The sequence below is a fragment of the Paenibacillus tritici genome, assembly GCF_013204885.1.
Lineage (GTDB): Bacteria > Bacillota > Bacilli > Paenibacillales > Paenibacillaceae > Paenibacillus_AQ > Paenibacillus_AQ tritici.
In genome coordinates, this window is record NZ_JABMKX010000020.1 from 13,758 (window position 1) to 25,742 (window position 11,985).

Here is an 11,985-nt window from a genome sequence, read left to right on the forward strand (position 1 = left end):
CGGTTCAGCCCCTCTCCCCATCCGGGACGTATTTCACACCGGCTAACCTATAGCGCTCAGAGATTATGTCTTGTTCTTCTATGCTCAGGCCGCCTTCCTGGGTCACCTTAATTGTGGCAAAAGGCAGGCTCTCAGAAATCATGGAATAGCTGACTGCATCATCACATAAAAGCGAACATTCCCCTGCTTCCGCGCCGTACAGAACAGGCTCTATATTAAAAACGGTATCGTCCCGGACACATAGAACGGGCTCTGCCCAAGGAATTAGCGCGCCCTGTCTGATATACAGAGGAACTTCATCCTCAGCAACCTGGCGGGTGATCCATTGTCCGCCGTTCAGCCACTCTCCGGTCAATCGTTCGTACCAGCGGCCTTGAGGCAGGTAGAGCTTACGTGTGTCACCGTTACCATAGACAACAGGAGCAGCCATAAGATCCTCTCCAACCATGAACTGGTCGAAGCAATCCAGCACCTCAGAGTCACCCGGGTAATCCATCACTAAGGGACGTATAGGCGGTACCCCCTGCTGACGGTATCTGCCAAATGCGGCATACAGATAAGGAATCAGACTCATTCGGATTTGCAGAAGCTTCCTGCATTGCTGCGCCAGTTGCGGCCAATCCTCCAGCCATTCACCGGCATGGTTCTTGTCATGATCGAATTGCTTCCACGGCGGCGAAGGAATCATATAACAGTTAAGCACCGCCAGAGGCGAGAAAATCACAGCGCCAATCCGGCGCAGCAGCTCTTCCCTCGTTGCTGTCTGGCGGACCTCCGGCGACCAGAGCAGACCTGAGAAGGACGCTGTGGCCAGCCCCCGTACGAAGTCTTCATGGTCGTAGAGGTCGCTGTACAGTACATAAGGATAGGGCGCCGCGAGCGCTTGGGAAGCGCGCACCTGTCCATAGGTCCGGCGGTCCGCTGCCTTGAACGGGGCGAGCATCGTTTGCTGATAGAGCTGGCCGAACAAGCTGTGCATCTGCTCCCCGTCCGCCCCTCCCGGAAAACGGGCGAAATCGGGAAAACCCCAGTTGCCGATATAATCGCCGTTATCACATTCATCCAGCTTGAAGCCTGACAACCCCGCCTCAATGAAGGGCTGGTGGATGTCCGTGAAGGCTTTCCGGGCCTCAGCTTGGGTGAAATCCGGCACCAGACCGTCCCATACATAGCTGTCGGCCGAATAAGGCTTCAGCTCCGGGAAGACAGGACTATCAGGATGCACATAAGCATGTTCCCACAGATTAAGCCGGTACCCCATATCATTCAGATCCTGGATCAGCCTTGTTTCATCCGGAAATCTGTTGCTGTCCCACACATAAGTACAGGAGTAGGCGTTCGTCTGCCAGCCGGGCTCCAGACCAAACATGTCGCAGGGCATCTCATCTTCCCTGATTTGCCGGGCTAACTGCAGGACATCTTCCTGATCCGCATGCCAGTCGGCGCGGTACATGACACCCAATCCCCACATCGGAGGTAACGCCCCGCCGCCGCTGAACAGATTATAGCGGCTGACCGCGTCCTTCATATCCCCGCCGCAAAACACATAAATATCTACTCCTTGCGCCGCAGGGATATCCACCAGCATATTGCCGCTTCCCTTTTTCACTTCCCAGTGCCCCTTCTCGGTGCCTGCCGATTCGAAGCCTTCCAGATCCTGCCTGCTGCCAACTCTCTTGCACCCTCCGCTGAAAAAGGTCGCGTACCGGGCCGTATCCACCAGAATGGCATAACCGGCAGTACTTACATAAAAGGGAACCGGCGCATGGGAGTCGCCCAGATCCGCGGACGGGTCGGAATTCGTGCGCAGCTTCTTCTTGCTGCCGCTCTGTCTGAACGATTTAAGCTGTAAGCCCAAACCGTATACTTCCTCTTCCGGCTCCAAGGGAATCTCCAGCAATACGGAGCCCTGGCGCGGTTGAAAATGAATGTCCTCCCTTAGAAAGGGAAGCGGATGATCTTCAAGCGCATTCAGCGCTTCGAGACATGTGACGGGCTTCAATACCGATACCGGTGTAAATTCTTCGGGTGTTCCGAAGGTCAGCTTAAAGATTCCACTGGCAATTTTCTGCATAATCCATTTCTCCTACTGTAAATAGTTTTTGGAACTATCCCTTCACGCTTCCCAGGACGAGACCAGACACGAAATAACGCTGTAAAAAAGGGTAGACGCACAAGATGGGCAACGTGGCCAGAATGATCTGCGCGCTCTTGGTCGTGCGCGGTGAGATGCTGGCCAGGAGTGCGGCGTCCTCAGACCTCACATTGCTGAAATCGAAGCTGACAATAATGGAGCGTAAATAGGTGGCGAGCGGATAGTTCTCGGTCTGGTTCATGAAGATCATTCCGTCAAACCAGCTATTCCAATGCCCTACCATAGCCAGCAGCAGGATGGTCGCAAAGGCAGGCAACGACAGCGGGAAATATAACCGCCACAGGATGGTCCAGTGTCCGGCTCCATCTATGCGGAAGGACTCATCCAGTTCCCGGGGCAGTCCTCTGAAGAAATTGATCATCAGAACGATGTTGAAGACCGCCAGGGCTGTCGGCAGAACCAGTACCATCATGGTATCCAGCATGTGGAGGGATTTCACCTGCATGTACAGGGGGACGATGCCTCCACTGAACAGGATGGTGAACATGAAAAACCATACATAAAACGTCCGCATGCTGAAATCCCTGTTCTCCCTGGAAAGGGGATAAGCTGAAATAAAGGTAACCAGCATCTGCAGGGCGCTGCCCACAAGCACCCGGATCACAGCCACGCCCAAGGATCTTAGAAATTCCGGACGGGTAGCGATAAATTTATAAGCGTCCAGTGAAAAGTCCGACGGAAAAAACCGTACCTTCCCCATCGCCACCGCCGAGGCGGAGCTGAAGGAAATGGCTAACGTATTGACAATCGGCGCAATGCAGAGGATTCCCAAGAGAATGAGAAACACTTTGTTGAATACTGCGAACACGGTGCTGCCGTTCAAACGGTATTTCACCCTTGCTCCCCCTTTCAAAAAATGCGGTAATCGGCAAACTTATAGGCCATATAATAGGAGACTGAAATAAGTACTCCGGACACCATTGATTTAAACAGTCCTACGGCTGTCGCTACGCTATACTGTGCCTGATTGAAGGCCAGCCGGTAGACCAGCGTATCCAGGATATCGCCGGAATCGACCACCAGCGGATTGAGCAGCATGAATACCTGTTCGAACCCGGCGTTCAGCACATTGCCCAGACTGAGAGTAGCCAGAAGAATGATCGTAGGACGAATGCCGGGCAGCGTAACATGCCAGATCTGCCGCCAGCGGCTGGCTCCGTCAATCATGGCTGCTTCATATAAATCCGGATTGATGGAGGTTAGCGCAGCCATATAGATAATCGTATTGAAGCCAAAGTTCTTCCACACTTCAGTAGTGACCAGTACGCCGGGGAACAGCCGGTTGCTGGACAGGAAGCCCACCGGCTCTCCGCCAAAGGCCTGGATGAGGCTGTTAATCACCCCCTCCAGACTGAGGACATCCAGAATGATGCCGCCGAGCACCACCCAGGACAAGAAATAAGGCAGGTACATCGCAGTTTGCAGCACCCGTTTCAGCTTCTGGCCGTGCATTTCGTTCAGCAGCAGCGCAACAACGATAGGCACAATCAATGAAAATACAATTTTCAAAATCGAGATATAGATCGTGTTATACATGACTTGCCCGAAGCGGGGCATGGAAATAATATATTGGAAATTGTCCATCCCGACCCATGGACCCGCAAGCCAGCCCTTGAACACGCTAAAGTTCTGGAAGGCCATCACAATCCCCATCATCGGGATATAGCAGAATAGAACAGCCAGTATAATTCCCGGTATCAAAAACAAATGGTACGGTAATTCATGTCTGAAGCGGCTCTTCAGGTGCAAAGCTCTCACAATAGGCTACCCCTTTCATCACAAGCTGGCGTTGATCTCGTCCAGAATCTGCTGGCCGCCCAGCTTGTGCCACTCGGATACGAAGGTATCGAAGGCGTCAATAGGCTCCGCACCCATGATGATCTTCGTAAAAATTTCACGTTCATAATCGCCCAGAATGCCCATTTTGTTCAGCATCGTTTCCGTGGTGCCTCCATAAGCCTGGGGAATCAGATGATCCGTGCCATAGCCCTCCACAATCGTTTTGAAGGCTTTGACCTGGTGATACTCCATATAGCCGGTCCCCTTGCCGTCCAGATAAGCTACGCTCGGTTCGTATTTGCCCGTCTCGGTCAGAGCCTGATCCAGCTTGCTGGGATCGCGCTTCTCGATGGCTTCGATCAGGTATTCCAAAGATTTCACGGTAGCATCATCGGTCGTAAGGGTCCGGGCCAGGGACAAGTGCCCCTGTTCCACAATGGTCTGCCCTTTTTCGAAAGCAAAGAATTTCTTGACCTCGGGATCATTCCGGTTCGGACCGTAAGCCATCTCGTTGTAATCATTCAATAATTGGACGAGAATTTCGGGATGCTTATAGTCTTTGTTCACCGCATAGTAACTCACCACGGTTGTGCCTACATTGGCAAATACATCCTCGCCGTCGGCGCTTGGAGCCGCCAGTGGAGTCCAGACCATATCCGGCTGGCCCTCCAGGCCCGTACCGTACATGTATACGTTCCAGCAGCGTCCATAGCTGATGCCGTATTTGCCGCCGCTGACCTCCTCCGTTACCTTCGTCGTATCCTTCATGCCAAACTCAGGATCAATCAGGCCGGCCTGATACATTTCTCTGAGCTTAGCCAAGGCATTCTTCATTTCAGGCTGCACGCTGCCGTAGGTGATCTTGCCGTCATCTCCTTTGAGCCAGCTCTGCGGATAGGCATGGTAGCCGTTGAAGAATCCGGTGGTGGAGGTAATCCCGTCGAATAGCCAGTTGCTGAACGCCAGCCCGCCGGTGTCGTCGATGCCGTTGCCGTCCGGGTCCTGTTCCTTGAAGGCCTTGGCCACCGCAATCACATCGTCGATGGTCTTCGGCACAGGCAGGTTCAGCTTATCCAGCCAGTCCTGACGCACCCACAGCAGACTAGGTTCATAGATGACCGAGGTCGTGTAAGGCAAAGCCATGAGCTTGCCGTCAAAGGTAGCCGAATCCATCGCAAGGCCGCCGTCACCGGTGAGAATCTCCTTCGTCAAATCAGAAGCATGCTCTTCGAAAACATCGGTCAGATCCGCTGTCATACCGGCCTTCACCATGGTCTCCAGCTGGTTGGTGGAGGCTTCGATGACGATATCCGGAATTGATCCCGAGGCAATGACGATGTTCAGCTTCTCATTGTATTCATTCTGCAGAGCTGTCCATTCGTGTATGACGTTCAGATTGAACTTGTCAGCATAATGCCGGTACCAGATGTTGTTCGCAAAATCATCCCCTGCGGGATACCCCCAGGTGGGCAGGGAATAACGGCCTACCCGCAGGTCAATGGGTTGCTTCGGATCGGCACTGGAGCTGGCAGTGTCTTGGGTATTGGTATTGGATGGTGAGCTGCAGGCTGTCAGGGCCAAAAGAACGGTACTAATAGATAAAGCGGCAATTTTTCTCATGATTTTGCTTCCCCCTCATATTCGGTTTCTGCATGATCTCTTTATTGCACAATCAGAGCCGGCTGGCCCCAGAAGGCCCTGTCATATCCGTAGTCGCCCAAAGAATCAGTGATCAGGGTGATGATGACCGAAGTTCCGGCATATTCGGCCAGCGGGATACTGAACGGAGTCCAGGCCCCGCCCGGCATGATATCCTGCGACCACTTTACCGTTCCGTTCACCGCTATGCGGAAGCCGGCGCCCTGGGAGTCATCCGATCCGTCCTTAATGCCAGCGAATCCCTGTAGTACAGCCTGCGTGTCTGCGGGCAAATTCAAGGCATATTCAATATGCGTCTGCCCGTGCTGTGGCGGGTGGGCATCCAGCCCCTGCTTCTCAACGCCGAGTACAGCGCCGCTTCCCGGGAATCCGCCGAACGGAGACTGGGCTTGCCCTTCGCTTCCGTCCTCGAACACCAGGCTCGAATGATATGGAGCTCCGGGTAACGATAACGGCAGCTGCACAGGAGCAGACACGTTGTGAATCAGATACACCGTACCCGAGGCAGGTGCTGTAATTTCGTAGTGATTGTTACCTAGACTTACAGACGAGGCTGCTCCGTAGCTGGATTGCACCACAGTTAAGGGCAACGGACTGTTCACCTTGAAGTTTACGCTGCGGTTGCCGCCGTAAGTTGCGACGGCTACCGTAGGTGCCACCCATACGGCAGAATCATTGTCCACCGTCACACCGGGATGCGTCTCCAGCCGGAGGGTCACTTCTTTGCCTGCTAATTCCGACAAATCCAGCTCCATGGCTGTAGGTGAGGCGCTTCTGCTGAACTGCTCTTCACTCAGCACCGTACGGTCCCCAGGCGCTTCTGCCTTATCCCAAGCGGATACCTTGAAGGTGACACCGTCACTGCTCGCAACATTCTGCTCGGAGCCCAGCTGCACACCGGCTTGAAAGCTCGCTGCCGCTGCTGCGGGCAGACTGATATCAAATTCCAGCCAGGTATGCCCGCCCTGCCACTGCCCTGCGTAAGGCGGATGGGCCAGGATCCGGTCGCCCCAGTGCTGCACAGTTCCTCCTCCGGGGAAGGAGTAGGAGAATCCGCCCGTGGTAGGGAACGGGGCAGCGGTTGTATGGACGGTACCGTCTCCCATAACCTCTCCTGCTCTAACCGGTCCCTCGTAATTCAGCAGATCTATATCCCCGGACTGAAGCTTGTCGTCCATAACGATGGTGGTGTGGGTGGAGCGGCTGGACAGCCGTTTTAGCGCCACATCCTCCGGCCACTCATAGACATGGAATCCCTCGGGATCACGGACCTGGTTCAAATACAGATACGTTTTGTCCGGGTCCAGCCCGAACAGCTTCTGTTCGTCATAGAGCAGCCACCCCGGAATGCTTCCCGGCAACGGATAGGTCTCTGCCCCGTACAAATAACGCAAGATGTCGGTGCCCCCGCCGGAAGGGTTCCCGTCGTAGGCGGTCAGCTTCTCGCCATAGGAATCGCGTACATATTTGGCACTGCCGCCGTTTGCTGTCCTGAAAGCAAACAGAGTGGGATCTGACATATTGCTGAAATCGGCTGTAGGCTGTGCGCTCTGGTACCAGCCCGCTTCATCCAGCAATTGTTCCATCAGCGGGGTAGGATTGGCGATCTGGCCCAGATTAGGTCTTGTGAGCATGGGAATGGCCCCGAGCCGGTTCTGAACGACCTTATGCCAGGCCATGAAATAATCCTCCGTGATCGGGTTCGCATGATCTGGATGACCGTAAATAGTCGTATACGGGGCAAAAATCGCTGAGCTGGCCGGAACCACCTGATTGATTTTGCTGTCATCCCACGTTCCGCTCGCGGAGAAGATGCCATAGGCATGGCGCTGCGCAAAGGACTCATACCGTGTCGTGATTTCATTCAAGCTCTCCCCGCCCAAGGCGATATCCGGCAGCGCTTCTCTAAGCTCGCGGTGCAGGGCGATATTGCCTTGCATCATGTTGTTGCCGTCAATCAGGCCGTTGGCATCGTTATACATGAGCAGCGACTGGTCCAGGTGCAGCGCGTCCGGTCCGACCTCATTCACCAGGGCAGTCATCTTGTTAACGAAGAGTTCCCGCCACGCCTCCGCCGCCGGATTAATAACGGCAAATGAAATCTGTTCCGATCCTGCTGTATACTCCCAGCGCTTCCGCTCCAGGGTGAACGGATCCTTCACCTGATAGGGCTGCATTTGTGTATAATTCTCGTTGTTAAATGATGTTCCGAATATATTTACATACAGCATCACTCGGAATCCCAGCGCCTGGGCAGCGTCGATCCTGGCTGCGATATCCGGCTTCGGCTCATAATTGGGAAAATTCACATCATAGGGGTCCGCTCTCCAGCCGGGAACAACCAGCAGCGTCCGCTCCGCATCTACCCGCTGTGCAAGCTCCTCCAGCATCGGCTGGTCTTCCAGATCCGTCAGTACCGTGAATCCGATATCCTTGGCCCAATCCGGTGCCTTCGCGGAAGATTCAGCTAACCCGAAGGCGCCGTCTGCCCACTCCCGGTACATTGCCGATCCTTTTGCCCAGTCACCGGCGTAGGCTTTAAGCCGCCAATCCGTGGAGACCGACTTGGTCGTTTGCTGAAATGGAGCGGGCGATTGCGTCTCTATTCCAACATAGAAGCTGCCGTTCTCATGCTTCACATGCAAAGTTTTGAAGAAATCGGCATTGTCATCCGCATGAACCAGCAGTCCGCCCTCTGCCCCCTGCACAAGAAACATCTGCGCCTCCCAGACATCGGGATAGGTGAACTGGGAGAAGCCATAGGCGGCGTCCGGTGATTCGGCAGTGAGCCGGATCCCGCCCAGTGCAGGAATAATCAGATCATACGTATCGGGGATAATGAATCCCCATTGCACGCCCGATATGCCTGGCTGCTCTGTCTGCGCATGCTGGCTGACGGTCAAGGTACCGTCATATTTACGGGCCACCGTCGTTTCCAGCTCAGCCAGCGAAGTGCCCGACCCCCAGGTATGTTCATAGGTGACATGCCCTCTCTTCGCTGAAACGGTGGAAGCTGCCGTATCATTCCACAGATTGTTCTGCGCCAGATGGCGGATACCGGTCAGCTTGCCTTCGTTGCCGCGGGCCAGATTTATCGTTCCATAGGTGAAGTCGATGGCGGCCGTGCCGGAATCAATCGTCACCTTCACATTAGCTGTATCTGCAAAACTAAGACCCGGCAGACTGCCACACCAAAGGATACACGCCACACATACCATCACTGTTCTTCTGACAACATGGATCATTACCTATCCCCTCTCTTCATCCGGAATGGAATGGACCTACATTGCAAACTGCCTGAACATGAATTCCGCACTACCCTCACTCACGAATAGCCCCGTCCCTCCCTGCTGGAAATCATACAGCCGTGTGCTTAACGCAATCTCCTCGTTCACATAGACTACGCATACCTGATCTTCCAGATATATGCTTAACGAGCAGGCGGTTCCCGGCAGCAATGGCAGCGGCCGCTCCATGCCGACGGCGTAGGGGACATCTCCCTTCCTCGGCCACTGGTCCACAACAATCCGGTTACGGCCCGGCTCCAGCCGGATCATATACCCCTGCCCGAACTCCTGATCGGTCCGCAGAATAATGCCGCAGCCCCGGGTGCCGGGAGCGAACGTTATCGTCGCCTCCAGCTTGCAGGCGCCGTCCGGTAATGGCCCCGCATAGGCACCGGCGAAGGAATCGGTTGCCGTAACCGCAGCCGTGCTGCCGCTGAACTTCCAGCGTCCGAGCACTTCGGTGAAGGATAAAGCGCTTTCCTGATTAAACGCAGCATTCAGGGTATCCGGCACTTTTACAAGCAGCGCACCATCCGTGCCCTGTACGACTTCATGCACAACCAGATGTCCGCCCCATTGCCAGGTGCCCCCGTCATGCTCGCCTTCCCGCGTCGGGTTCCATCCGAATGCATAACGCCGCTCACCGTCGGTCCAAGTCTTGGCGGCATAGAATGCCCGGGTATCAAGTGCATCGTTCTCGGGCGCAAGCCAAGGCCCCTGCAGCGAGCGGCTCATCCGGTAATGCGTGACCGTACGGTCCGAGAATGTCGAGTACAGAAGGTACCACCAGTCCCCCATCCGGAACAGGTCCGGGCATTCGTGAGTCGTATACAAGTAGGGAGCCCAGAACGGATCGCGTACCTCCCAGCTGGTCAAATCCTTGGAGGCGCATAGGGCAACGCAGCCGCGGCGACCCGCGGGGCCCTTCTTCAGCCGGGCGGCAAGGAGCATCCAATATTCCCCCGCCTCCTCGTTCCAGAACACAAACGGATCACGCCAGTCATGCTCCTCGTAGGCGTCCGTTGGTGCATAGAAGGCATCCTCCGGCCGTTTTTCCCAATGTACAAAATCGCTGCTGACCGCATGCATCACTGCCTGCTGCGCCTTGCCCTCTGCCGGATAATGAAAATTGTTGCCGGTATAGAAAATATGATACAGTCCGTCTTTCTTCAGCACGCATCCCGTATAGATATACAGATCCTGCTCGGATACCGCGCCCCTCGGCAGAACCTCTCCGTATTCCTTGTAGTGAATGAAATCCCGGGTCCCCAGCAGAAACCAGGGCGTGCCTTCACCGTGTCCTTCCCTGTCGCGCCAATCTTTCAGATACAGCAGCTTGAACTCGCCGTCTTCATAGAACGGGATAACGTCGGCCAGCCAGCCGTCTTCAGGCTTGTAGAATAATTTGCTCATGCTGCTCGTTCACTCTCCTCCATACGGTTCATTAATTTCTTCCAGGATCGCCTTACCGCCAAGCCGGTTCCAATCCTTTACGAATCTATCGAATTCATCAATGGAAACCGCCCCCATAATAATTTTGGTGAAGGTTTCCTTCTCGAGTCTGTCCAGCATGGCCCACTTCTCTGTCATCGTAGGGGTCTGTCCGCCGAAGGCAGTCATCAGCAGCCGGTCGCCGCTATAGTGGTCCATGGTCGTCTCGAACCCGAAGTATTGATGGGCAACGGCCCAATTGTCCATATTCCCGGTTGTCAGGTAATCAAGGGTCGGCCCGTATTTGTCGGTTTCGGTGAGCGCATCCTTCAGCAGGCTTCCATCCTCGTTCCTGATGGCCTCGCGCAGTAACGACAACGACTCTGCCACATCCTCATTGGATACACCGGATTGGACAAAGGACAGCCTGGAGGTGTTGATCCGTCCGCCGGCTTCTTCCACAGTAATGAATTCGCCTTCGCCGCGTCTTGCGCCGTGAACTACCTCTTCGTGCAGGTTCAGCATTTTCACCACAGCCTCCGGGTGCTGATAGCCTTTGCGCACTACGACATATCCGCTTGCCGAGAAGCCTACGCTGGCCTTGGCCGGCACGCCATCCACTGAAGGTACTGCATACGGCTTCCACTCCATTCCGGGGTTTTGCCGTACCGCATCCAGGAATACATAGGGATTCCAGTTGGCGCCGAACGTCATGCCGAGCTTGTTCGCGGCGATATCCTCCACCACCTGGTCGCTGTCCTTGACACCGAATTCCCGGTCCAGCTGTCCGCTCCTGTACATCTCCTGAAGCTTGCCCAGCGCACGCTTCATCTCCGGCTGAATGGAACCGTACATCACTTGACCGTTCCCGTCCTTGATCCAGGTCTGCGGATAAGCGTGATAAGCATTGAAGAATCCGGTAACCGAAGCAATGCCGCCATACAGGTAATTATTGATGGCCAGGCCAAAGGTATCCTGCCGGTTGTTGCCGTCGGGATCTTGCCCCGTAAATGCATCGGCAATCGCAAACACCTCCTCCAGCGTTTTGGGCTCAGGCAGACCCAATTTGTCCAGCCAGTCCGTACGCACCCACAGCAGATTGGCTTCGTAGATCGGAGCATTGACGATGGGAATGGCCAGCAGTTTGCCGTTGAACGTGGCGGAAGCCAAGGCCGCACCGCCGTCTCCCAGCTGCAGTTTTTTGGTGCGGCCGGAAGCGAAGCGCTCGTATACCGCCGTCAGATCTTCCAATTGATCCGCATCCGCCAGCTGTTTGAGCTGGCCTGCGGAGACGGAGAACATCTCCGGCAGACTGCCCAAGGCAATCAGGACATTCAGCTTGCGGCTGTACTCGCCCGGCAGGGCGGTCCAATCGTGTTCAATTTCGATGCCCAGCAGGCTGCGGTACTCCCGGTACCAGATATTATCTTCAATGCTGTCACCGCCGGGATACGTCCAGGTCTGATCGACCGGACGAGCGATATGAAGCTGAATCGGCGGATCGTATTTTCCAAACGGATAGCCTTCATGTTCCGCAGAGTTCAGAATTCTGCCCGTTCCGGGACTGCTCGCGCTCAGCAGCAGCGACAGAACGATTCCGTAAGACGTCAAGACTGCCAATCTCTTTCCCTTCACTTCTTATCCCCCTTCAACCTTGGAGGAGCTTCGTGAAAG

At 54.9% G+C, this 11,985-nt stretch carries 7 protein-coding genes; all 7 read right to left on the reverse strand.

Features of this window, described 5'->3' with window-relative positions:
• Positions 1 to 4 precede the first annotated feature (4 nt).
• From HQN87_RS27020 to HQN87_RS27050, 7 genes are read right to left on the reverse strand one after another with little or no spacing between them, the layout of a single operon-like run.
• Positions 5 to 2,074, reverse strand: coding sequence for a TIM-barrel domain-containing protein (locus HQN87_RS27020; RefSeq protein WP_173139656.1), 2,070 nt, complete (start codon positions 2,072 to 2,074; stop codon positions 5 to 7).
• 34 nt (positions 2,075 to 2,108) lie between these two features.
• Positions 2,109 to 2,990 carry a carbohydrate ABC transporter permease gene (locus HQN87_RS27025; protein ID WP_042139988.1) on the reverse strand — a complete coding sequence of 294 codons (882 nt, stop codon included), beginning with the start codon at positions 2,988 to 2,990 and terminating at the stop codon, positions 2,109 to 2,111.
• Positions 2,991 to 3,004: 14 nt separating this feature from the next.
• The gene (locus tag HQN87_RS27030; RefSeq protein ID WP_367272819.1) at positions 3,005 to 3,913 is read right to left on the reverse strand and encodes an ABC transporter permease; all 909 of its coding nucleotides are present in this window, start codon (positions 3,911 to 3,913) and stop codon (positions 3,005 to 3,007) included.
• A gap of 18 nt (positions 3,914 to 3,931) precedes the next feature.
• Positions 3,932 to 5,554 (reverse strand): extracellular solute-binding protein, encoded by a 1,623-nt coding sequence (locus HQN87_RS27035; RefSeq protein WP_173139659.1) that lies wholly within the window; start codon positions 5,552 to 5,554, stop codon positions 3,932 to 3,934.
• 41 nt (positions 5,555 to 5,595) lie between these two features.
• A complete protein-coding gene (locus HQN87_RS27040; protein ID WP_173139661.1) occupies positions 5,596 to 8,838 on the reverse strand; it encodes a DUF6259 domain-containing protein in 3,243 nt (1,080 codons plus the stop codon).
• Positions 8,839 to 8,874: 36 nt separating this feature from the next.
• The gene (locus tag HQN87_RS27045; RefSeq protein ID WP_173139663.1) at positions 8,875 to 10,293 is read right to left on the reverse strand and encodes a family 43 glycosylhydrolase; all 1,419 of its coding nucleotides are present in this window, start codon (positions 10,291 to 10,293) and stop codon (positions 8,875 to 8,877) included.
• 9 nt (positions 10,294 to 10,302) lie between these two features.
• Complete coding sequence (locus tag HQN87_RS27050; protein ID WP_173139665.1) at positions 10,303 to 11,946, reverse strand: extracellular solute-binding protein; 1,644 nt, start codon at positions 11,944 to 11,946, stop codon at positions 10,303 to 10,305.
• Positions 11,947 to 11,985: the final 39 nt, after the last annotated feature.